Raw genomic sequence first — 22,152 nt, 5'->3', positions numbered from 1 at the left:
CATGATGGCAGCGCGGAAAGAGCGCCCCGCTGCCCTATGCCGTCATTCGCCGGACGAGTTGCGTCATTTCGCTCTCGCCGAACACCCTCAAGCAGTCCTCCAACAGCGCTGCTCCCAGGGCACGAGCACGTTGCGTCTGGCCGTCCACGTGGAGCACCTGGATGGTCGTCAGGTGCAACAGGTAGACCCGCGCATCATGATCGCCAAGTCGACGCCGGGACTCCTCGACGACTTCCGCCGCAAGGGCCAGAGCGCGCTCTACCTCTCCCCGGGTCGCCAGCGCAAAGATCAGATCACGTTTGATCATTGCGCCCAGGTCGGGATCCTCCGGCTCGGCTCGATCGACCGCCACGACGAGTTCTTCAAGCGCCGCCACTTCGACGATCCCGCCGAATCTGGCTTCGAGCAACGCATACCGTGACTGGATCGTCTGGGGGTGCGCCGCCCCCAAGAAGCGCTCGCAGTCCGCGATGTTCTCCGTAAGCAGTGCCTCGGCTCGCTTCGGATCTTGCTGCCGCAACGTGCGGGCGAGGCGCTCACGAGTGGCCAAGGTTGCCGGGTCTTCCCGCCCAAGGGTCCGGAGTCTCTCCGTGAGGGCGGTTGTCAGCAGCTCAACGGCCTGGACCCCCTCATTCGCGAAGCTCGCGTGCAGAGCCACATTCTCCGCCGCGAGCAACGTCCCCGGATGGTCCGGGCCAAGAATCCGACGCCTGGACTTCTCTGCCCGCACGCTGAGTGGAAGTGCCCGGCTGACGGCCATTTCCGTACCCAGGTAGGCGCTGCTGAGCAGGAAGAGGAGGGCATCCGACTCCGTGTCCTCGTCGGGGTCGGTGCATGCCGCTAGCGCTTCAGCGTGGACGGCTACTTGCCGTCGCACTCGATCGGACGCAGGGGGTTCCTTGACCTCGACCTGGAACAGCAGCCTCGTCGAAAGCCGACGCGCCGTCACCGTCGCCTCCGCCAAGTCCGCCCTGACCACCGCCTGCACCAACCGGTGGACGGCCAGCTCCCCGTCCCGCAGCGTGATCATGCTGTGCGCGGCGAGCCGCCGTACCGCCTCTGTGACCTCCAAAGGCGTCCCCAGCGGCTCCAGGAGCCAACGCGGGATCCCCTCGGGCGCCCACCAGGCGATGACCCGGAGCACGGTGACGGCCAACGGAGTGTCCCCCAGTCGATCCAACGTCACCTGCCAGACCCGCGCCAGCGTCCGCGCCGCCTCGCCGCCCTCCGCCGTCGCGGCGAACATCTCGGCGGGGTACTCCGCCAGCAACTCCAGGTACGTACGCGGGGTGATCCCCGCCTCCGCGCAGTACGCGGCCGCCTGCTTCAGCGCGAGCGGCAGGTAGCCCAACTCCGCGCAGAGGTCGTCCAGTCCGTCGGCCGCATCGCACACGCCCCGGAACAGCTCCGCCGCTTCCCCCGGCCCCAGGACCTCCAGCGCCACCGTCCGTCCGATGTCCTGCCAGCCCGACGCCCTCCTCGACGTCACCAGGATCCGGCCGCCGCCCGCGCGGGCCAGCAGTGGGCGCAGGTCCGCCGGGTCGGAGACGTTGTCGAGGACGAGCAGCCAGCCGTCATGCGTCGCCAGCCACTGCAACGCCCGCTCGCGCAGGGCGTCTTCGGGGAGGACGCCCACCACCGACGGCTGCATCGCCCGCGCCAGCTCCGCCAGGCCCGCGTCCAGTTCGGCCGGGGTTTCGGCGGTGATCCACCAGACCAGCTGGTGGTCGGGCACCCGGTTCGCCGCCCATCGGGCCGCCAGGGTCGACTTGCCGATGCCGCCCAGGCCGCAGATGACCTGGACGGGCTCCATGTCCTCGTCCAGCAGGGCCAGTTCGCGTTCGCGGCCCACGAACAGCTTCGTCCGTTCCGGGAGATGGACCAATCCGGACGCGCTGAGCGTCAACGCCTCCGCCGGCAGCAGCGTCGCCCGCTCCACCTGCGTCACGTAGTCGCCCGTGTTGACGCGCCCGATGCCCCCGCCCGCCGCGACCGATCGGTCGCCGGACGCCTCCGTTCCCCCCGTCATCGGCCCCTCGGCGCTACTTCTTCAGGCCGAGGCCCAACGGGCCCGCGATCTCCTCCGCCATCACGCGGCCCGCCTCCTCCGCCAGGTCGTCCTCCGTCAGGTCCTCGTCCGTGTCCAGGCCGTCGAGGGCGGCCAGGGGCTGGTCGAGGCGGACGTGGGCCACCAGGGACTGGAGGGCGCGGAGGGTCGCCGAGGCGGTCGGGCCCCAGTTGGAGAAGTACGAGAACTGCCACCACCACAGCGCCTCGCTCGTGCGGCCCGCGCGGTAGTGGGCCAGGCCGTGGCGGAGGTCGGTGACGATGTCGGCCAGGTTGTCGGAGATCCGGGCCGGTACCGGGGCCTTGCGGGGCTCGTACGGGTCGAAGACCTCGGAGAAGACGTCCACCGGGTCGAGCATCGTCGCGAAGCGCTCGCGCAGGTCGTCCACGTCCGGCTCCGGGCCCGTGTCGGGCTCGTAGCGCTCGTCCGGGAGGATGTCCTCGTGCGCGCCGAGCCGGCCGCCCGCGAGCAGCAGCTGCGAGATCTCCAGGAGCAGGAAGGGCACCGCGCTGTCGGGCTCGTCGCCCTTGGCCACTTCCGTGGTCGCCACGATGAAGGACTCGATCGAGTCGGCGATCTGGACCGCGAAGTCGTCCGGGTCCTGCGTGATCGCGTGCAGTGTGGCGTCAGACATCGCGGGTGCCTCCTTGGAGCGCGGGCGCGGGCGCGCGGACCTGTCGGTCATACATCTAGCAGTCGCCGCCCCTCGAAGGCACGCCCCAGGGTCACCTCGTCGGCGTACTCCAGGTCGCCGCCGACCGGCAGGCCGCTCGCCAGGCGCGTCACCTTCAGGCCCATGGGCTTGATCATCCGCGCCAGGTACGTCGCGGTGGCCTCGCCCTCCAGGTTCGGGTCGGTCGCGAGGATCAGCTCGGTCACCGCGCCGTCCGCGAGCCGCGCGAGCAGCTCCCGGATGCGCAGGTCGTCCGGGCCGACGCCCTCGATCGGGCTGATCGCGCCGCCGAGCACGTGGTAGCGGCCGCGGAACTCACGGGTCCGCTCGATCGCCACGACGTCCTTCGGCTCCTCGACCACGCAGATGACCGTCTGGTCCCGGCGCGGGTCGCGGCAGATGTTGCACTGCTCCTGCTGTGCCACGTTGCCGCAGACCGCGCAGAACCTGACCTTGTCCTTGACCTCCAGGAGCGCGTGCGCGAGACGCCGCACGTCCGTCGGCTCCGCCTGGAGGATGTGGAAGGCGATCCGCTGGGCGCTCTTGGGACCGACGCCGGGCAGCCTGCCCAGTTCGTCGATGAGGTCCTGAACCACGCCTTCGTACAACGGAACGCCCTTCTCAGAAGTGCTTGTTTCTTACGGTAGTGGCTGCCGGGGCACCTTAGAAGCCCAGGCCCGCGATGCAGTGCAGAAGTGCGCAGAAGCAGCGCAGAAAGCGGCGCGGAAGCGGCTCAGAAGCCCAGGCCCGGCATTCCGCCCAGGCCCTGCGCCAGCGGGCCCAGCTTCTGCTGCTGGAGCTGCTGCGCGTTGTCGTTGGCGGCCTTGACCGCCGCGACGACCAGGTCGGCCAGGGTCTCGGTGTCCTCGGGGTCGACCGCCTTGGGGTCGATCACCAGGCCGCGCAGCTCGCCGGAGCCGGTGACCGTCGCCCTCACGAGGCCGCCGCCCGCCTGGCCCTCGACCTCGGTCAGGGCGAGCTCCTCCTGGGCACGCGCGAGGTCCTGCTGCATCTTCTGGGCCTGCTGGAGGAGCTGCTGCATGTTGGGCTGGCCACCACCGGGAATCACGGTCACTCCTGGCATTTCGCCGGTATCCGGAGGACACCGGGACGACTGATGTTCGGTATGCCGAGCCTACGTGGTCCATGCCCGGCCTGCCGCCACAACTCTTTCGAGTGAGAAACTGCGTGCTCCTCTACCTGATCAAGACCCTCTTGCGGGCGGAAATCCCGGGATTCCGGGCCCACAGCCCACCATTCGGCGGTAGGAAGGGCAGGCACCACGTGCACCGCACGTCACAGAGCGACACGAGCGCTGAGCTGAACAGAGGAGTGCCCCGGTGAGCCAGCAGCCGGAGATGCAGCCGCCGCAGCCGCCGCCCGGGCAGCCGGGTCAGCCGGGACAGCCCGGGCGGTCCTCCGCGCGCCGCGATCTGACCGGGACGCCCTTCCCGCTCGGCGACTGGGGCGAACCCGCGGAGCGCCTGGACGAGCTGTACCGCTGGGTCGAGTCCAACGCGCTCCGCACCGCCGAGTGGTACCTCTCCGACCGGGTCTGGAAGCGCCGCTGCGCCCGGGCCCTGCGGATAGGTACGGCTCTGGGCGTCATCGCGGGCGCCGCGCTGCCGCTGCTCGACCTGACCGACGTCGCGGACGGCGCGGCCGGCTGGGGGTACCTCTCCCTGCTGCTCGGCGCCGCCTGCATGGCCTGCGACCGGTACTTCGGCCTCACCTCGGGCTGGATAAGGGACGTGGCCACCGCGCAGGCGGTGCAGCGCCGACTCCAGGCCCTGCAGTTCGACTGGGCGTCGGAGAGCGTACGGGAGGTCCTCGGGCCCACCGAGGGCACCGCGAGCGAGGCGGCCGAGCGCTGCCTCGGCGTGCTGCGCCGGTTCTCCGAGGACGTCACCGAGCTCGTGCGGGCGGAGACCGCGGACTGGATGGTCGAGTTCCGCTCGGGCCCCGCGCCGCTGGCCCTGCAGTCGGTCGGCGTCGGCACGCCCCGCCCCGAGGGCGGGCACCCGTCGTCCCGCTTCCCGCTCCCGCCCGGCACCCGGCCGAACATGCCCCGGCAGCGGCCGCCCGAGCCCCGCTGACCGTAAGAGAACAACAGAGAAGGGCGCCCCCTCGGGGGCGCCCATTCCGCTGTCCGAAGGCAGCCTCAGCTCAGGATGATCATCGAGCCCTGGCCGAGGCTCCGGGTCGCCGCCGCGTGCAGCCCCAGCCACACGTGGCGCTCGCGCGCGAACGGACTGTCGTCGTACGCGATCGGCCGGGCCGGCTCCTCCAGGGAGGTCGGCCGTTCCGGCGGCAGCGGCGGGGCCGGCGGGTTGGCCGGGTCGATCCCGATGGCGGGCGCGACGAACTCCAGCTCCCGGAGCAGCCCGTGCGAGGACCCGAGCGGGCCGCCGCCCTCCAGGAGCTCGTCGGTGGCGATCGGGGCCGGGAAGTCGACGGGGACGTACGCCCCGGCGTGGTCGTAGTGCCAGACGAGGTGGGACTGCTGCGCGGCCGGCTCGAACATCTCCAGGAGCTGTTCGTAGTCCCCGCCGAGCTCGTCGACCGGCTCGACGGGCAGGCCGCACAGATGCAGCAGGTAGGCGCGGCGCAGGAAGTGCAGGGCGTCGTAGTCGAACCCGGCGACGGGCGCGACATCGCCGGAGAGCCCCGGCATGTAGGCGTACACGGGGACGGTCGGCAGACCGGACGCGGTCAGGGCCGTGTCGTAGGCGGCGATCTCTTCGGCGAAGGGATTGTCGGGGCTGTGGCACAGCACGTCCACCAGCGGGACCAGCCACAGGTCACAGGCCAAGGGAGGCTCGCTCTCCGTCAGTTGCAGGGACGGCCAGGGTAATCGGCGCGGTCCGCGCCGCACACCCGGTGGGGACCTGTCCCTCACCTGCCCCTCGACACACCGCCCGACACCCCCGGCGGGGAGCGCGATCAGCGGCCGCGGGTCTCCAGGCGGTCCGCCCACTCCAGGGACTGCCGGTTGTACGCGCCCATGACCTCGGCCGCCGCGGCCGCGTCGCCGAGGGTCAGCGCGTCGACGAGGTCCACGTGCCCGCTCCAGAGCCAGCCGAGGACGTCCCGGTCGGAGCGCAGGTACGGCACGGAGAAGACCCAGGCCTGGACGCGCAGCCGGTGCAGGAAGTCGGCGATGTAGTCGTTGGCGGAGACGAGCCGGGCCAGCTCGCGCCAGTAGCGGATGTCGTAGCCGATGAGGATGTCGAGGTCGCCGGCGCGGGCCGCGCGGGCCGCCGCCTCGCCCCGGCGCCGTATGGAGACGAGCGCGACCCCGCGCGAGACGTCGGGGCCCGGCGGGTGGGCGACGGGGTCGTGGCGGCGGAAGATGCCGTCCACGACGAGCATGCGGGCCTCGACCATGCCGCGGTAGTCGGCGATCGTGAACTGGTGCACGCGGAAGCCGCGGTGCTGGTCGGAGTCGAGGAGGCCCTGCGCGGAGAGGTCGACGAGCGCCTCGCGGACCGGGGTCGCGGAGACGCCGTACTGCTCGGCGATCTGCTTGACGGTGAACTCCTCGCCCGGCTGCAGCCGGCCGGCGAGCACCTCGTCACGGAGCGCGTCCGCGATCTGCTGCCGCAGGGTGTTGCGGGTGACAACTCCGCTCGCGGGCATGTTGGTCGTCCCCCCTCCGTCCGGCTTCGGGACACCCTAGACCAGACGGAGGGTTGGGCTCCGTGACGCTTCTAACCCTTACGGGATCCGTGCGCCCACCACGCGGTTACGCGGTGTGCTCGTCCGCTACGGAGAGCGCCGCGTCGAGGGCTGCGAGGCCCTCCTTGGCCTCCGCCTCGGAGACGTTGCAGGCGGGCACGGCGTGGGTGCGGTTCATGTTGATGAACGGCCACAGGCCGTGCTTCTTGGCCTCCGCGCCGAACGCCGCCATCGGGGCGTTGGCCGCGCCCGTCGCGTTGTACGGGACGAGCGGCTCGCGGGTCTCCTTGTTCTTGACCAGGTCGAGCGCCCAGAACGTGCCCATGCCGCGGACCTCGCCGACGGACGGGTGGCGCTCGGCGAGCTCGCGCAGGCCCGGGCCGAGGACGGTCTCGCCGATGTGGGCGGAGTGCTCGACGACCTTCTCGTCCTCCATGACCTGGATGGTCGCGACGGCGGCGGCGCAGGCGAGCGGGTGGCCGGAGTAGGTCAGGCCGCCGGGGTAGGGCCGCTTGTCGAAGGTCGCGGCGATCTCGGCGCTGATCGCGACGCCGCCGAGGGGGACGTACCCCGAGTTCACTCCCTTGGCGAAGGTCATCAGGTCGGGCACGACGTCGAAGTGCTCGGCGGCGAACCACTTGCCGGTGCGGCCGAAGCCCGCCATGACCTCGTCCAGGACGAAGACGATGCCGTACTTGTCGCAGATCGCACGGACGCCGGCGAGGTAGCCGGGCGGCGGGGTCATGATGCCGGCGGTGCCGGGGACGGTCTCCAGGATGATCGCGGCGATCGTGCCCGGGCCCTCGAAGGCGATGGTGTCCTCCAGGTGCGCGAGGGCGCGCTCGCACTCCTGCGCCTCGGTCTCGGCGTAGAACGGCGAGCGGTAGAGGAACGGCGCCCAGAAGCGGACGACGCCCGCGGAGCCGGTGTCGGAGGCCCAGCGGCGCGGGTCGCCGGTCAGGTTGATCGCGGTGGAGGTGGCGCCGTGGTACGAGCGGAAGGCGGAGAGCACCTTGTGGCGGCCGGTGTGCAGCCGGGCCATCCGTACGGCGTTCTCGACGGCCTCGGCGCCGCCGTTGGTGAAGAAGATCTTGTCCAGGTCGCCGGGGGTGCGCTCGGCGATGAGGCGTGCGGCCTCGGAGCGTACGTCGATGGCGAAGGCGGGCGCGAAGGTGGTGAGCTTGGCGGCCTGCTCCTGGATGGCGGCGACCACGCGGGGGTGCTGGTAGCCGATGTTGGTGTAGACGAGGCCGCTGGTGAAGTCGAGGTAGCGGTTGCCGTCGTAGTCCCAGAAGTACGAACCCTCGGCGCCGGCGACGGCGAGCGGATCGATCAGGCCCTGGGCGGACCAGGAGTGGAACACGTGCGCGCGGTCTGCGGCCTTCACGGCCGCGCCGGCCTGGGGGTCGGGTTCGACATGAGGGGTCATATGCCCAGGGTAAGGACGCGCAGGTCGGAGCGGCCATGACCATCTTGTCCACCGAGACCGGGGCGGACCAGACAGGTTGCGGGTCGCGCGTCCCCGCGCGCCTGCGCGTGGCGCTCCATTGACAGCATCCTGTCGACATGACAGTCTTCTGTCATCAGCAGAACGGCACCGACCACCGCAGGAGGCCCGCAATGCCCCGCACCGTCCACCTCGCCGTATACGACACCCTCGCCGACTGGGAGACCGGGCACGCCACCGCCTGGCTCGCACGCTCCGGGTTCTCGGTCAGGACCGTCGGGGTCATCGCCGACAAGCCCGTCGCCAGCATCGCCGGGACGCGGATCCTGCCCGACCTCGCGCTCGACGACCTCCGGCCCGAGGACAGCGCGATGCTGATCCTCCCGGGCGCCGACCTCTGGGACGCGGGCGACGAACTCGCGCCCTTCGCGGCCGCCGCGCGCCGATTCCTCGACGCGGGGGTCCCCGTCGCCGCCATCTGCGGCGCCACCGCCGGCCTGGCCCGCGAGGGTCTGCTCGACGACCGCGCGCACACCAGCGCCGTCTCGTTCTACCTGGCCGCGACCGGCTACCAGGGCGGCGCGCACTACGTCGACGCGGACGCCGTGACCGACGGCGACCTGATCACCGCCGGGCCGACCGAGCCGGTGGCCTTCGCCCGCGAGGTGCTCGGGAAGCTCGGCGCCTTCGAGGGCGCCCAGCTGGACGCCTGGTACCGGCTCTTCCACGACTCGGACCCGGCGGCCTACGAGGAGCTGAACGCGTGAGCCGCGAGCAGCAGGACGCCCTGTCCCGTACGGCCCTCGGCGTCTTCCGGCTCAACGGCCAGTTCCTCGCCGTCTCCGAGAAGCTGGCCGAGCCGGCCGGGCTGACCGCCGCCTGGTGGCAGGTCCTGGGCGCCGTGCTGCCCGAGCCGCTGCCGGTCGCCGGGATCGCCCGCGCCATGGGCATCACCCGGCAGAGCGTCCAGCGGATCGCGGACCTCCTCGTGGAGCGCGGCCTCGCGGCGTACGAGCCGAACCCGGCCCACCGCCGCGCCAAGCTCCTCACGCCGACCCCCGAGGGCCGCGCCGCGATCCACCGCATCGACCCGGGCCACGCGGACCTGGCGGCCCGCCTGGCGAGCGAACTGGGCGGCCTGGAGGCCTTCGAGGAGACCGTACGGATGCTGGAACGGCTCTCCGAGGCGCTGGACGCGCTGGAGGAGGGCTCCGCGCCCCGCTAGGACGGCCCCCCGCCCGCCAGGATGTCGGCGAAGACGACGATCGCGGCGCTCTTGCCGTACTTCTCCGCCTTCGCCTGCTGGAACTTCCCGCTCCGCACGAGGATCTTCCTGATGTGGATCCTCGTGCCGATCGGGAAGGTCATCTCCTGCTCGGACTTGTTGTTCTTGCCGAGCTCCCGTCCGCGGTGGCCCTCCGGCAGGGTGAAGTCCCACACGATCTCCTTGCCCGCCACGTACGTGTGGGTCAGCGGATCGCCGTACGTGGTCGACAGGATCGCCGGCCATTCGATCGTCTCGTCGACGGAGACCTCGCCGCCCTCCGGGTGGCTCTCCCCCTGCTTCAGGATCCCGCCGAACGACTCGTACATGTACTTGCTGTCACCGCGCACCACGTTGCCCTCCTCGTTCGCGGGCGGCGTCGCGAAGTCGTCCCACACGCCGTTGATCCGGGCGAAGATGTCGAAGGTGTCCGCGAGGTGCTTCCCGTCCCACGACTCCGTGGTCTGTTCGTTCGCGTAGCCGCGCGCGATGGCCACGCTGCGCCACGCGTCGAGCACCTCGCTCTCCTTCGACATGTAGGAGAAGCCCGGGGTGGCGATCTCCGCCGGGGCGAAGCCGACCTGGACGAGGGCCGCCAGCAGCGGGTTGATCCGGCGGTAGTCGGCACTGAGGTAGTTCTCGCCGAGGTCCAGGTCCTTCTGCTTCTGCTTGGCGGCGAGGACCTCCGGGTCCAACTCCTGCGCGCGGGCGGCGTCGTACTCCGCGCGCGACGCCTCACGGCCGTCGACCGTTCCCCACGACTTGTCCTTCAGGGACGCGCGGGGCTTCTTGCCGTCCGCGCCCGCGGAGATCAGATAGGACCCGAAGCCGAAACTGAGGATCGTCTGCCCCTCGACGTCCCCGTCGTCGGTGTGCTTGACGACCGGGGTCCCCTTCGCGAGGCCGGCCGCCAGGGTGCGCTGCACGGGCGCCTCCGCCCCGCCGGCCGTCGACGACTCGGAGGCGGCGGAACGCTGGACGTCGGCGGACGCCTGGGGTGCCGGACGGCTCATGACCGCATGGGCGTTGGCCTCGGCCTCGCGCTCGAAGCGGTCGGACGGGTCGGAGACCGCGAGCCCGTTGCCGTTGTCGGTACCGCTGACCGGGCCCTGGCGCTGCTGGATGACATGGGTGAGCTCGTGGGCGAGGGTGTGCGCGTCGCCGCCGCCCTCGCCGATGACGACGTGGTTGCCGGAGGTGTAGGCCCGGGCGCCGACCTCTGCGGCGGAGGCCTTCGCGGCGCCGCCGGTGTGGAGGCGTACGTCGGAGAAGTCGGCACCGAGGCGGGACTCCATGTCGGTACGGGTGGCGTTGTCCAGGGGCCGACCGGGGCCGCGCAGGACGTCGTGGACGGAGGACCGCTGGACCGCGGGGGCCGCGGAGCGCTGGACGGCGGGCCCCGCGCTCTCCTCGTGGCCGCAGCCCTCGCCGTGCCGGTGCTCCTCCTGGTCCAGGCCGTGGCCGGCCCGGCGGAGCATCTGGACCACCGCCGCGTTGCCCACGGTGCCCTGGAGGGCGAGGAGTTCGGACCGTGGATGCCCGGCCTCGGCGGGCGCCTGCCTGGCCCCCCGGCCGTCCTTGGCCCCGGTGGCTTCCTCGTTCTCCCGCTCGCGCATCGGGCTCCGCCCCTCCTGGGATCGTCGGCAACCTCCCACTCAACCCGACGGCCACCGCGCGGCGGAAGGTACGTGAGGGCAGACGTCGGGGGCCCAACGGCGGTGTCCCACGGCACTTCCGTGCAGGCGGCACGCAGCAGGAGGGCGCCGGCGGGAGTGACGTACGGACCGGGATGACAACGATTCCCGGGGCCCTCCGCCGAGGGTCCCGGGAATCGTCAGATCGGTGGAGCGGTGTCAGCAGTACAGGTTCGCGCCCGTGGGCACGCCCAGGATCTGGGCGAACTGCTGGTACTTCGTGACCCGGCTCTGGACCTGCGCCGGGTTCTTGCCGTCGCACTCCAGGGCGCCGTTGATCGAGCGGATCGTCTGGCCGAAGCCCGCTTGGTTGACCATGGCGTTGTGGCCGGTCATCGTGCCGGGACCGTTCTGGGTGTTCCAGTACCAGAGGCCGGTCTTCCAGGCGACGGCCGCGTCGCGCTCGACGCGGTACGGGTCGTTCAGGAGGTTGATGCCGAGGGCGTCACCCGCGGCCTTGTAGTTGAAGTTCCAGGAGAGCTGGATCGGGCCGCGGCCGTAGTACGCGGCCTGACCCGCGGGGCAGCCGTAGGGCTGGCCGCTGTCGCAGTAGTGCGGGTAGTTGGCCGTGTTCTGCTCCACGATGTGGACCAGGCCGCCGGTCTCGTGGTGGACGTTGGCGAGGAAGGCCGCGGCCTCCTGCCTCTTCACCGTGTCGCCGCCCGTGGTGGCGAACGCCGGGTAGGCGCTCAGGGCGGCGGTGAGACCGCTGTACGTGTAGAAGGAGTTCCGGCTCGGGAACATCTGGTTGAACTGGGCCTCGCTGACGACGAATCCGGACGACGGCGGCGGGGTCGTGGGCGGGGTGGTGGGCCCGCCGTCGCACGTGCCCTGGTCGGCCCAGACGCCCCACTCGCCGGTCGTGCCGGGAGTCTCGTTCTGGGTCCACCACTTGGCCTGCCAGTTGCGGCCGTTGTGCGAGGCGGTCATTCCGCCCGTATAGACGCTGGATGAGTTCCACGCGGCCGCACAGGCGGCGGACGCTCCGGCCGAGGCGGCCGTGGGGAGGAGGATCGCAAGCCCAACTGCCGTACAGAAGCCGACGATCAGACAAAGGAGACGGCGCATGCTCGTCCTTCCGGGTGGGGGAAGGCCAGCGAAGCGGCTTTGGTCTGGACCTGTCAAGGTCTAGACCAACACTCATCACAGTGACAGTTCGGGGTGTCAACTCCCGTGCACCGCACACGCCGAAGGCGCCGAACACCATCCGGTGCCCGGCGCCTCGCGCGTACCGACAGTCCTGGATCGTCCTAGATCATGAGGATGATCCGGCCCGGCCTGTGCCCCGCCTCCGCCCTGCGGTGGGCCTCCGCGACCTCCTCCAGCGGCATCACGTCCGACACCCGGGTGATCATCTCCCGGGCCGCCACCTTCTCCAGGGTCTCCTTCAGCCGGGCGGGGTCCGGCCGGCCGAGGACGGTCTCCACCCGGATGTTCCGCTCGGACGCGGGCATCCGGTCGGGGACGAGGGCGATGAAGGAGCCGCCGTCCTTCACGGTCCGGAGCAGCGGGGCGCCGAGGAAGGCGCCGTCGAAGACCGCGTCCACCCGCTCGGGGACCGCGTCGACGACCCGCTCGACGATCTCGTCCGGGGTGCCCCGCACCACGCTGTGCTCGGCGCCGAGGACCTTCAGCTCGTGCTGGTCGCCCTCGTGCGCGATGGCGACCACGCGAAGCCCGGCGGCCGCGGCGTACTGCACCGCCAATCGGCCCACCACCCCGCTCGCCCCTGAGACGAGCAGCGTGGCGCCCTGGGGGAGGTTCAGCTCGTCCAGGCCGCGCTGGGCGGTGGCCGCGGCCAGCGGGACGGAGGCGGCCACGGTGTAGTCCACGTCGTCCGGGATCGGGGCCAGCCACTCCGGGGCGGCCCAGATGATCTCGGCGTACGTCCCCTCGCCGGTCAGCTCCTCGAACCAGGGGACGAACCCGGCCACCCGGGTGTCCTTCGGCATGCCGGGCACGGGGTCGATCAGCTTGCCCGCGAAGTCCGTCCCGAGGACGAACGGGGGCCGCAGGGGGCCGACGACGTCGGCGTACCGGCCGGCCCGGATCCGCAGGTCGGCCTGGTTGACCCCGGCCGCCTTCAGCCGCACCCGGACCATGCCGGGCCGCTCACCGGCCTCGGGCTCCGGCCGGCGGGCCATTCTCAGGACCTCAGGGCCGCCGTAGGCGGTCACTTCGACGACACGCATGGGGTTCCTCTCCGCCTGGCCCCCTCGTGGCCATTACACCCACGGTCCACAGCACCGGCAACCGTTGTTCGGCCGATCCACGCCCGGCGGATGCGGCGGACGAACCCGGCGGCTGAACGAAGGGAGAACTCCTGGTGGCGGAAAGCGACCTCCCCCACAGGGCCGCACACCCGTCCGTACCGTCACGTCTGTGGACTGGGTTACCGCCGAGAACGTCATCGCCGTGGTCACCGCGCTGCTCGGTGTCCTCGTCTCCGCCGGTGTGGTCGCGTTCGAGCGCTTCCAGCAGCGGGGCAAGCGGCTCGGGTACCGCGTACAGCTGAACACGCCCCTGCGCGAGGGCGTCGCCGAGACCGTCGGCGCCCGGACCCTGCGGGTCGGCGAGATCACGGAGAACGGCTCCACCCTGGTCCTGCTCCGGATCGAGAACGACGGGCAGCGCGACATCGACCACGGGGACTACCGGCCGTCCACCGCCGACGCCGAAGGGCTGAAGATCACCTTCACCGACAAGGACGTCCTGGCCGTGGTCGCCACCGTCCCGCAGGAGTCCGAGACGCTGTGGGACGAGATGCGGGCGGGCAACGGGCTGCGGAAGCGGGACTCGTCCGTCCTGCTGCCCAAGGTGTCGCTGGAGCGCAAGCAGTACTTCAAGCTGCTCGTGATGCTCTCCGGGAACGTGTCCGAGCGTGCGATCCAGATCACCGGGCTCCGCGACGGGGTGGAGGTCCACCGCAACGAATCCATGAGCGTCGACGACAAGACGCCGACCTTCAGCCCCGCCGCCCGGAACATCACGCTCGTCCTCGCCGCCTGCGTGGTCACCCTCGCCGCGATCATCGTCGCCCGCGACGCCCCGCCGCCGATCGGCTGCGCCAAGGGCACCCTCAAGGTCACCGGCTCCACCGCGTTCGCCCCGGCGGTGCGGGAGCTCGCGGACAAGTACCAGAAGGACTGCGAGGGCTCCACGATCGTCGTGGACGCGCACGGCTCGACCGCGGGGATACGGGCGCTCGACGCGGCGGGCACGGCGAGCGGCAAGGGCTCCCCGCCGGTCGTCGCGCTCTCCGACGGCCGCAAGCCCGGCGGCTACCCGGAGCTGCGCGAGAACATGGTCGCGGTCTCCCTCTTCACCCTCGTCCTCAACGACGAGATCCCGGTCGAGAACCTCACCCTCGACCAGGTCCGCGCGATCTACCGGGGCGAGATCGACAACTGGAAGCAGATCCCGGGCGGCCCGGACCGCCGCATCCTGCTGGTCAGCCGGGACGCCAACTCCGGTACCCGGGAGGTCTTCCAGCGCCGGGTCCTGGACCGCAACGAGCCCGCGAACTCCTCCCGGGACTGCCAGAACCGGGACGACCGCGAGGCCCCGGTGACCCGCTGCGAACTGGACTCCACCGCCCAGGTGCTGTCGACGGTCGCCAAGCTGCCGGGGGCGATCGGGTACACCGAACTGCGGGCCGTGAGCGGGCAGAAGGGGCTGCACAAGGTGGCCATCGACGGCCGCGTCCCGAACGTGGACGAGATCGGCGCGTCGACCTACCCGTACCGGGAGATCGAGTACGCCTACACCTGGGGCGAGCCGCCGGCCGACTCGCTGACCTCCAGTTTCCTCACCTATCTGCGGCAAGGGCGCGGTCAGGACGTCATCCGTACGCATGGCCATCTGCCCTGCGCGACGCCCAAGGGGCTGCGGATCTGCGGCGAAGGATGACGACACCCTCGTCGGAGGGTCTGGCATCCTCTTCGGTCGTGGAGCCTTTGAACGCGGAAGACCCGGTCAGCATCGGTCCGTTCCGTCTGCTCGGCCGGCTGGGCGCCGGCGGGATGGGCCGGGTGTTCCTGGCGCGCTCGTCGGGCGGCCGGACGGTCGCGGTGAAGGTGGTGCACGCGGAGCTGGCGGCGCAGGACGAGTTCCGGCGCCGGTTCGCCCGGGAGGTCGCCGCCCTCGAGCGGGTCGGCGGGACGGGTGCGACCCCGGTCCTCGGCTCGGACACAGGGGCGGAGGCGCCCTGGGTGGCCGTCGGCTACGTCCCCGGGCCTTCGCTGCGGACCGTGGTGGGCGAGGAGTTCGGGCCGCTGCCGCCCGCGACGGTGCGCACGCTGGCGGCCGGGGTCGCCCGCGCGCTCACCCATGTGCACACCGCGGGGCTCGTCCACCGCGACCTCAAGCCGGGGAACGTGCTGCTGACCGTCGACGGGCCGCGCCTCATCGACTTCGGCATCGCGCGGGCCGTGGAGACCGTCACGGACGGCGGGCTCACCAGCACCGGCGCGCTGGTCGGCTCGCCCGGCTTCATGTCGCCCGAGCAGGTACGGGGCGAGAAGCTGACGCCCGCGTCCGACGTCTTCTGCCTGGGCTCGGTCCTCGTCTACGCGGCGACCGGCCGCTCCCCGTTCGGTACGGCGGACAGCGGCGTCCACGCCACGATGTTCCGCATCGCGCACGACGAGCCGGACCTGACGGACCTGCCGGCCGAGCTGAGCGGCCTGGTCCGGGCCTGCCTCGCCAAGGACCCGGCGCGGCGCCCCTCGGCCGCCGAGCTGGTCGAGACGATCACGGTCGCCGACCCGTGGCTCCCGGCGGACGTCCTGACCCGGCTCGGCCGGCACGCGGCGCGGATCCTGGAGGCGGAGGCGACGCCGACGGCCGCGTCTTCCCCTGCGGGCCCGGGCGACGACACTCCCGTACCGGCGCCGAAGCCGTCTCGCCGCCGCCGTACCGGCCTGATCGCCGCCGCCACCGCCCTCGTCGTGGCCGCGGCGGCCGGCCTCACGTACGCCTACTGGCCCGACGCGCGCGCCGGGGAGGACGGCGGCAAGAACAGGGCCGGGGGCCGGACCGTGAGCGGGACCCCGCGCCCGTCGGGGATCGTGCCCGCCGCGTTCCTGGGCGCCTGGGAGGGCGTGCTGCGCGGCTCGGTGGACAGCCCGAGGGACGCGGCGCGGATCGAGATCGGCCAGGGTGCGGCGGGCACGAAGGTCGCCGTCTACACGCGGGCGTCGGAGGAGCAGATGTGCATGGGCCGCTCGCGGCTCGTCTCCGCCGACGAGGACAAGGTGGTCCTCGGCGAGTCCGACGTCACCACGAGCGTCCCCTCCCAGCGGTGCACCCCGCTCGCCCACCAGACCCTGACCCTGCGCTCCCCCGACGTCCTGGAGTGGTCCTCGGGCGCGGCGAAGGCCACCTTCCGCAAGGCGCGCACGGGCACGGCGATCGTCCCGGCGTCGTACGTCGGCTCCTGGAAGATGGAGAACGACCCGCTGATCTACGGCGAGAACGTCGACCGCTACTCCGACGAGGTCACGATCACCCAGGGCCCCATCGGCGCCCCCGTCCTGCGGATGCAGCGCGGCTTCCCCCGCCTCGACGACGAGGGCGGCCTGACGGCGGACACGGTGACCTGCACCTTCACCTCCCTCCTCGCCGCCGCGGGCCCACCGCTCGTCATCGCCCCGGGCACGGCGGACGTGGACGCCTCGGACCGCGACTGCGAACGCGTGGGCACGGGCGGCTATGTGACGGTCGACCGCTTCAAGGGGCGCGAGCGGCTGCTGGTCCACCCGATGCTGGACGGGGAGCCGGGCGAGTACTACCGGCGGTAGAGAGTCCCCCGGCCTCCGAGGAGTGCCGGGACCCGAAGCCGGACGCGTAGCGCGCAGACGCGTCGGACGCGCGCGTGGGCCCGCACCCCGGGGTACGGGGTGCGGGCCCACACGCGCGTCGTGTTCCTACAGGCGTGTTCCTACAGGAACGAGTTGATCTCGATCGTCTCGGTCCGGCCGGGGCCGACGCCGATCGCGGAGATCGGGGCGCCCGACATCTCCTCCAGGGCCTTCACGTACGCCTGCGCGTTCTTCGGCAGGTCGGCGAAGGTCTTGGCCTTGGTGATGTCCTCGGACCAGCCCGGCAGCATCTCGTAGATCGGCTTCGCGTGGTGGAAGTCGGTCTGCGAGTACGGCAGCTCCTCGACGCGCTTGCCGTCGATCTCGTACGCGACGCAGACCGGGATCTGCTCCCAGCCCGTCAGCACGTCGAGCTTGGTGAGGAAGAAGTCCGTCAGGCCGTTGACCCGGGTCGCGTACCGCGCGATGACCGCGTCGAACCAGCCGCAGCGACGGTCACGGCCGGTGGTGACACCGCGCTCGCCGCCGATGCGGCGCAGCGCCTCGCCGTCCGCGTCGAAGAGCTCCGTCGGGAACGGGCCGGCGCCGACACGGGTCGTGTACGCCTTGAGGATGCCGATGACCCGGCTGATCTTCGTCGGGCCCACGCCGGCGCCGGTGCAGGCGCCGCCCGCGGTCGGGTTCGAGGAGGTGACGAAGGGGTACGTGCCGTGGTCGACGTCAAGGAGCGTGCCCTGGCCGCCCTCGAAGAGCACGACCTTGTCCTCGTCCAGCGCGTTGTTGAGGATCAGGGTGGTGTCGGCGACGAACGGCTTGATCTGCTCCGCGTACTGGAGCATCTCCTCGACGATCTGGGCGGCGTCGATCGCGCGACGGTTGTAGAGCTTGGCGAGCAGCTGGTTCTTGCCCTCGAGCGCCGCCTCGACCTTCTGGACCAGGATCGACTCGTCGTACAGGTCCTGGACCCGGATGCCGACGCGGTTGATCTTGTCGGCGTAGGTCGGGCCGATGCCGCGGCCCGTCGTGCCGATCTTGCGCTTGCCGAGGAACCGTTCCGTCACCTTGTCGAGGGTGACGTTGTACGGGGTGATCAGGTGCGCGTTGCCGCTGATCAGGAGCTTCGACGTGTCGACGCCTCGCTCGTTCAGTCCGCTCAGCTCGGAGAGCAGGACAGCCGGGTCGACGACGACTCCGTTACCGATCACCGGGGTGCACCCCGGGGAGAGGATTCCGGAAGGGAGAAGATGCAGCGCGTACTTCTGGTCGCCGACGACGACGGTGTGGCCGGCGTTGTTGCCGCCCTGGTAACGCACTACATAGTCAACGGATCCACCGAGGAGATCGGTGGCCTTTCCCTTGCCCTCGTCACCCCACTGAGCACCGAGCAGCACAAGTGCGGGCACAGGCGTACACCCCTTCCGGGTGGGGCATGTCCAAGGTCAGGGGCCGAGGCCGCCTCACCGGTGTGCCCCGGAATAGACGAAGCCCCTGGCGCAATAGCGCAAGGGGCTCTTGCACAAAGATGCTACCCGAGGAAGGACCGAGGTGTCGGCTCACGACCAGCTGCTGGTGGTCATCGACCCGGTCGCCCGCCGAAGTGACGGCGAGTCCGTACGGATCGCGAAAGATGTGTTGTGTGCGGGGGCAGAGGCGAAAATCTGCCTTCCGGACAGCCCGGAGGAATTCTCCCGGGCCCTTGCCCGGCGCGGGTCACGGCGCCCGGTGGTGGTCGGCGACGACCGCACGCTGCTACGCACGGTGACGCTGCTGCACCGTGAGCGTGAGCTCGCGGGCGCGGCGCTGTCGCTCGTGCCGATCGGCGCGCCGGGCTCGCTGGAAGTGGCGTACGCCCTCGGCGTGCCGCCGGGCACGGTCGCGGCGGCGCGGGCGGTGCTCGACGGGGTGCCGCGCCGGCTCGACCTGCTCGTCGACGACAGCGACGGGGTCGTGCTCGGCGACCTGAGCATCCCGGCCGGCCGGGGCCCGGCCGTGCCCGCGCCGGCCCCGCCGACCGTCTGGGACACCTGCCGCTCCCTGGTCCGCACCCTGGTCCGCCCGGACCCGGCGCACGCCGCACCCCGCGTCCACCGGCTGCGGGTGGAGGCGGACGGCGTGCTGCTCAGCGATGTGGGCGCGCCGGTGGAGGGCGTGAGCGTACGGTCCCTGGCGGGCCTGGCCGCGATCACGATCCAGCCCCCGTCCGCCCCACCCGTCCACGCCGACGCCCACACCCTGACGGTCTCGGGCCCGGACTTCCGCTACCGAGCGGACACCGTGATCTCGGGCCCGGTCCGGCGCCGGACCTGGACGGCCCGGGAGGGCGCGTGGGGGCTGACGCTGCCGAAGGCGAAGGCCTGAGTCGTCGGGCGTCAGGCGTTTCGGGCGTCGGGGTCAGGCGTCGGGCGTCACGCCTCCTGGCCGCCCTTCGCCGCCTTCCGCACCCGCCAGCGGTCCAGCATGCTCAGCATCTCGCTCTGGAGGAACTCGAAGAACTCCGCCGTCTCCCCCGTCCTGCGGCCCGCCGCCGTGTTCGGGCCGAGGATCTCCGAGCCGTCGCGGAGGACCTTCTCCCAGCGGGTCAGGATCGCGTCGCGGCGGGTCATGGTCTCGTACCAGACCTCGTTGTGGAGGACGTAGCGGTCGCGGCGGGAGCCGGGGTCGCGTTCGCGGCTGACCATGCCGACCTGGCTGAGGTAGCGGATCGCGCCGGAGACGGCCGCCGGGCTGATCTGGAGCTGTTCGGCGAGTTCCGCGGAGGTCATCGACGCGGTCTCGGAGGCCAGCAGGGCCGCGAAGACCCTGGCCGCCATGCGCTGCATCCCCGCTTCGGTGAGTTCGGCGGCGAAGCGTTCCACGAATCGGGACACGGCCGCATCGTCGCCCGCGCTGGTCGTCGTCATCTCGCTCATCCCCCAACTTTATACGCTTCGTTAACTTCACAAGTTTGTGAAAGTAGCGTACGTTCTGAAGAATGACGAAGGCAATCACGGTGGCCGGACTGCACAAGTCCTTCGGCCGTACCCACGCGCTCGACGGGCTCGACCTCGCGGTCGAGACCGGTGAGGTCCATGGCTTCCTCGGCCCGAACGGCTCCGGCAAGTCGACCACGATCCGCGTCCTCCTCGGGCTGCTGCGCGCCGACTCCGGCGCCGCCCAGCTCCTCGGCAAGGACCCGTGGCGCGACGCCGTCGAGCTGCACCGCAGGATCGCGTACGTCCCCGGCGACGTGACGCTCTGGCGCAACCTCTCGGGCGGCGAGGTCATCGACCTCTACGGACGACTGCGCGGCGGCCTCGACAAGGCCCGGCGGGCCGACCTGATCGAGCGGTTCGAGCTCGACCCGACGAAGAAGGGCCGGACCTACTCCAAGGGCAACCGCCAGAAGGTCGCCCTCGTCGCCGCCTTCGCCTCCGACGTCGACCTGCTCATCCTCGACGAGCCCACCAGCGGCCTCGACCCCCTGATGGAGGAGGTCTTCCAGCGCTGCGTCGCCGAGGAGCGGGAGCGCGGCCGCACGATCCTGCTCTCCTCGCACATCCTCAGCGAGGTCGAGACCCTCTGCGACCGGGTCAGCATCATCCGCAAGGGGCAGACGGTGGAGAGCGGTTCGCTCGCCGAGCTGCGCCACCTCACCCGTACGAGCGTCTCCGCCGAGCTCGCCGGCGCGCCCAACGGGCTCGCCCACCTCCCCGGCGTCCACGACCTCGCCCTCCAGCCGATCGAGAGGGGTCAGGGCCTGAAGGTGCGGCTCCAGGTCGACACCGACAAGCTCGACGCCGTGCTCCGGTCGCTCACCGAGTCCGGTGTGCGCTCGCTGACCAGCACCCCGCCCACCCTGGAGGAGCTCTTCCTCCGGCACTACGCCACCGATGGGGCGACCGCGCGATGAGCACCCTCACTCTCGCGGGCACCCGCCCGCTCACCCGGCTCGCGCTCCGCCGCGACCGGCTGATGATGCCGATCTGGGTCCTCGTCACCGGCGGCATGGTCGCCGGCGGCGTCGGCTCCCTGAAGGGCCTCTACGGCACCCAGGAGGCCCGCGCCGAGCTGGCGGCGTCGATGACCGCCAACAGCTCGATGCGCTCGCTGTACGGGCCGGTCTTCGACGACTCCCTGGGCGGGCTCGTGGCCTGGCGGTTCGGCACCTTCGCGGCCGTGCTCGCCGCCGTGATGAGCCTGATCATCGTCGTACGGCACACCAGGGAAGAGGAGGAGACGGGGCGTCAGGAGATGCTCTCCTCCGCCGTGGTGGGCCGCCGCGCCCCGCTGACCGCCGCGCTGCTCGCGGCGCTGCTCGCCAACGCGGGCGTCGCGCTCGTGATCACGGCCGGGCTCGCGGGGCAGGGGCCGGGCGGGGCGCTCGCGCTCGGCCTCGCCGTGGGCGGCACGGGCATGCTCTTCGCCACGATGGCCGCGATCGTCGCCCAGCTGACGGAGAGCGCGCGCCTCGCCAAGGGCCTGACCTCCGCCGTCCTCGGTCTCGCCTTCGTGCTGCGCGCGGCGGGCGACGCGGGGAACGCCGACGGCGACTCCGTCCTGACCTGGCTCTCCCCGATCGGCTGGGCGGAGAACGTCCGCGCCTTCGCCGGCGAGCGCTGGTGGGTCCTGCTCCTGATCGCCGTGGCCGTGCTCGTCCAGACGGCGGTGGCGTACGAGCTGGCGAGCAGGCGCGACGTGGGCATGAGCTTCCTGCCGACCCGTCCCGGCCCGGCGGAGGGCCGGCTCGCCACGGCCGGGGCGCTGGCCTGGCGGCTTCAGCGCGGGACCGTGCTCGGCTGGTCGCTCGGCTTCCTGCTCGGCGGCCTGGTCTTCGGCGGGATGGTCTCGGGGGCGGCCGACATCGTCGGCGACAACGAGCAGGCGCGGGAGATCTTCGAGCGGATGGGCGGTCAGAGCGGTCTGACCAACGCCTTCCTCGCGACGATGGTCGGCCTGTTCGGCATGATCGCCGCGCTGTACGCGGTCGGTTCGGTGCTGCGGCCGCACGGCGAGGAGACCTCGGGGCGGGCGGAGCCCATCCTGGCCAACGCGGTCGGCCGGGTCGCCTGGGCGGCCGGCCACCTGGTGATCGCCTTCGCGGGAGCGGCCCTGATCATGCTCCTGAGCGGCCTCGGCCTGTACCTCTCGTACGGCAAGGACCTCGGCCCGATCCTGGGCGCCTCGCTCGCCCAGCTCCCCGCGATCTGGACCCTGGCGGGCCTCGCGGTCCTGCTGTGGGGCGCCTTCCCGAAGGCGGCCGTGGCCGGGTGGGGCGTGGCGGGCCTGTCCCTGGCGCTCGGCTGGATCGGCCCGGCGCTCGACCTGCCCCAGGCGGTGCTGAACCTGTCGCCCTTCGGCCACCTGCCGAAGCTGCCCGGCCAGGAGATGGCCTGGGGGCCCGTCCTGACCCTGACGCTGGTGGCGGCGGCCCTGACGGCGACGGGCCTGTGGCGCCTGCGGCAGCGGGACCTGATCACCGCGTGAAACCGAGAGGGCCCCGTTTCCGGGGCCCTCCTCGTTTCAGCTC

General features: G+C 71.8%; 20 protein-coding genes. 8 read left to right on the top strand and 12 right to left on the bottom strand.

Annotated features, from left to right (window positions below):
* Nucleotides 1-34: 34 nt before the first annotated feature.
* The 4 genes from AB0F56_RS09110 to AB0F56_RS09095 all read right to left on the bottom strand — a co-directional run bounded on the left by AB0F56_RS09110 (nt 35) and on the right by AB0F56_RS09095 (nt 3,810).
* The gene (locus AB0F56_RS09110; protein WP_362005895.1) at nt 35-2,029 is read right to left on the bottom strand and encodes a tetratricopeptide repeat protein; all 1,995 of its coding nucleotides are present in this window, start codon (nt 2,027-2,029) and stop codon (nt 35-37) included.
* A 13-nt stretch (nt 2,030-2,042) separates the two neighbouring features.
* Nucleotides 2,043-2,702 (bottom strand): DUF5063 domain-containing protein, encoded by a 660-nt coding sequence (locus AB0F56_RS09105; protein ID WP_362005893.1) that lies wholly within the window; start codon nt 2,700-2,702, stop codon nt 2,043-2,045.
* A 47-nt stretch (nt 2,703-2,749) separates the two neighbouring features.
* Nucleotides 2,750-3,349, bottom strand: a complete 600-nt coding sequence (recR, locus tag AB0F56_RS09100; RefSeq protein ID WP_362005892.1) for a recombination mediator RecR — start codon at nt 3,347-3,349, stop codon at nt 2,750-2,752.
* 125 nt (nt 3,350-3,474) lie between these two features.
* Nucleotides 3,475-3,810, bottom strand: a complete 336-nt coding sequence (locus tag AB0F56_RS09095) for a YbaB/EbfC family nucleoid-associated protein (RefSeq protein WP_362006170.1) — start codon at nt 3,808-3,810, stop codon at nt 3,475-3,477.
* 271 nt (nt 3,811-4,081) lie between these two features.
* Here AB0F56_RS09095 and AB0F56_RS09090 point away from each other — a divergent pair, with 271 nt between their 5' ends.
* Complete coding sequence (locus tag AB0F56_RS09090) at nt 4,082-4,837, top strand: SLATT domain-containing protein (protein WP_362005889.1); 756 nt, start codon at nt 4,082-4,084, stop codon at nt 4,835-4,837.
* A gap of 65 nt (nt 4,838-4,902) precedes the next feature.
* Here the strand turns inward: AB0F56_RS09090 and AB0F56_RS09085 are convergent, their stop codons facing one another.
* The 3 genes from AB0F56_RS09085 to AB0F56_RS09075 all read right to left on the bottom strand — a co-directional run bounded on the left by AB0F56_RS09085 (nt 4,903) and on the right by AB0F56_RS09075 (nt 7,848).
* Nucleotides 4,903-5,553 (bottom strand): hypothetical protein, encoded by a 651-nt coding sequence (locus tag AB0F56_RS09085; RefSeq protein WP_362005887.1) that lies wholly within the window; start codon nt 5,551-5,553, stop codon nt 4,903-4,905.
* 131 nt (nt 5,554-5,684) lie between these two features.
* Nucleotides 5,685-6,380, bottom strand: coding sequence for a GntR family transcriptional regulator (locus AB0F56_RS09080; RefSeq protein WP_362005884.1), 696 nt, complete (start codon nt 6,378-6,380; stop codon nt 5,685-5,687).
* 106 nt (nt 6,381-6,486) lie between these two features.
* Nucleotides 6,487-7,848 (bottom strand): aspartate aminotransferase family protein, encoded by a 1,362-nt coding sequence (locus AB0F56_RS09075; protein WP_362005881.1) that lies wholly within the window; start codon nt 7,846-7,848, stop codon nt 6,487-6,489.
* 191 nt (nt 7,849-8,039) lie between these two features.
* Between AB0F56_RS09075 and AB0F56_RS09070 the strand changes: the two genes are divergently transcribed.
* Both AB0F56_RS09070 and AB0F56_RS09065 read left to right on the top strand, forming a co-directional pair.
* Nucleotides 8,040-8,633: a DJ-1/PfpI family protein gene (locus AB0F56_RS09070; protein ID WP_362005879.1), complete on the top strand. Its 594-nt coding sequence runs from the start codon at nt 8,040-8,042 to the stop codon at nt 8,631-8,633.
* Nucleotides 8,630-9,091, top strand: coding sequence for a MarR family transcriptional regulator (locus tag AB0F56_RS09065; RefSeq protein WP_362005876.1), 462 nt, complete (start codon nt 8,630-8,632; stop codon nt 9,089-9,091). Before AB0F56_RS09070 ends, AB0F56_RS09065 begins: the two co-directional genes overlap by 4 nt.
* Here the strand turns inward: AB0F56_RS09065 and AB0F56_RS09060 are convergent.
* The 3 genes from AB0F56_RS09060 to AB0F56_RS09050 all read right to left on the bottom strand — a co-directional run bounded on the left by AB0F56_RS09060 (nt 9,088) and on the right by AB0F56_RS09050 (nt 13,016).
* Nucleotides 9,088-10,608: a DUF4157 domain-containing protein gene (locus AB0F56_RS09060; protein WP_362006168.1), complete on the bottom strand. Its 1,521-nt coding sequence runs from the start codon at nt 10,606-10,608 to the stop codon at nt 9,088-9,090. The two genes, AB0F56_RS09065 and AB0F56_RS09060, sit on opposite strands and share 4 nt — an antisense overlap.
* 375 nt (nt 10,609-10,983) lie before the next feature.
* On the bottom strand, nt 10,984-11,892 hold the full coding sequence (locus AB0F56_RS09055) for a glycoside hydrolase family 19 protein (protein ID WP_362005874.1): 909 nt from the start codon (nt 11,890-11,892) through the stop codon (nt 10,984-10,986).
* 182 nt (nt 11,893-12,074) lie between these two features.
* Entirely contained in the window at nt 12,075-13,016 is a 942-nt protein-coding gene (locus AB0F56_RS09050) for an NADP-dependent oxidoreductase (RefSeq protein WP_362005872.1), read from the bottom strand.
* A gap of 190 nt (nt 13,017-13,206) precedes the next feature.
* Between AB0F56_RS09050 and AB0F56_RS09045 the strand changes: the two genes are divergently transcribed.
* The gene (locus AB0F56_RS09045) at nt 13,207-14,733 is read left to right on the top strand and encodes a substrate-binding domain-containing protein (RefSeq protein ID WP_362005870.1); all 1,527 of its coding nucleotides are present in this window, start codon (nt 13,207-13,209) and stop codon (nt 14,731-14,733) included.
* A gap of 38 nt (nt 14,734-14,771) precedes the next feature.
* On the top strand, nt 14,772-16,625 hold the full coding sequence (locus AB0F56_RS09040) for a serine/threonine-protein kinase (RefSeq protein WP_362005868.1): 1,854 nt from the start codon (nt 14,772-14,774) through the stop codon (nt 16,623-16,625).
* A 140-nt stretch (nt 16,626-16,765) separates the two neighbouring features.
* Here the strand turns inward: AB0F56_RS09040 and AB0F56_RS09035 are convergent, their stop codons facing one another.
* Nucleotides 16,766-18,049, bottom strand: coding sequence for an adenylosuccinate synthase (locus AB0F56_RS09035; protein ID WP_024760101.1), 1,284 nt, complete (start codon nt 18,047-18,049; stop codon nt 16,766-16,768).
* Between the two features lie 109 nt (nt 18,050-18,158).
* On the opposite strand from AB0F56_RS09035, the gene AB0F56_RS09030 reads away from it, so the two are divergent.
* Nucleotides 18,159-19,004, top strand: a complete 846-nt coding sequence (locus tag AB0F56_RS09030; protein ID WP_362005867.1) for a diacylglycerol kinase — start codon at nt 18,159-18,161, stop codon at nt 19,002-19,004.
* Nucleotides 19,005-19,051: 47 nt separating this feature from the next.
* On the opposite strand, the gene AB0F56_RS09025 is transcribed toward AB0F56_RS09030, so the two are convergent.
* Nucleotides 19,052-19,555 (bottom strand): MarR family transcriptional regulator, encoded by a 504-nt coding sequence (locus tag AB0F56_RS09025; protein WP_362005864.1) that lies wholly within the window; start codon nt 19,553-19,555, stop codon nt 19,052-19,054.
* Nucleotides 19,556-19,617: 62 nt separating this feature from the next.
* Between AB0F56_RS09025 and AB0F56_RS09020 the strand changes: the two genes are divergently transcribed.
* Together AB0F56_RS09020 and AB0F56_RS09015 are read left to right on the top strand one after the other, a co-directional pair.
* Nucleotides 19,618-20,535 carry an ABC transporter ATP-binding protein gene (locus AB0F56_RS09020; RefSeq protein WP_362005862.1) on the top strand — a complete coding sequence of 306 codons (918 nt, stop codon included), beginning with the start codon at nt 19,618-19,620 and terminating at the stop codon, nt 20,533-20,535.
* A complete protein-coding gene (locus tag AB0F56_RS09015; RefSeq protein WP_362005860.1) occupies nt 20,532-22,109 on the top strand; it encodes an ABC transporter permease in 1,578 nt (525 codons plus the stop codon). The genes AB0F56_RS09020 and AB0F56_RS09015 overlap by 4 nt, the downstream gene beginning before the upstream one ends.
* The last annotated feature ends 43 nt before the right edge of the window (nt 22,110-22,152 follow it).

The sequence above is a fragment of the Streptomyces sp. NPDC026092 genome (assembly GCF_040638605.1).
Taxonomy (GTDB): domain Bacteria; phylum Actinomycetota; class Actinomycetes; order Streptomycetales; family Streptomycetaceae; genus Streptomyces.
The sequence above is the reverse complement of the archived record's forward strand: the minus strand, read 5'-3'. Positions and strand labels throughout refer to the sequence as shown.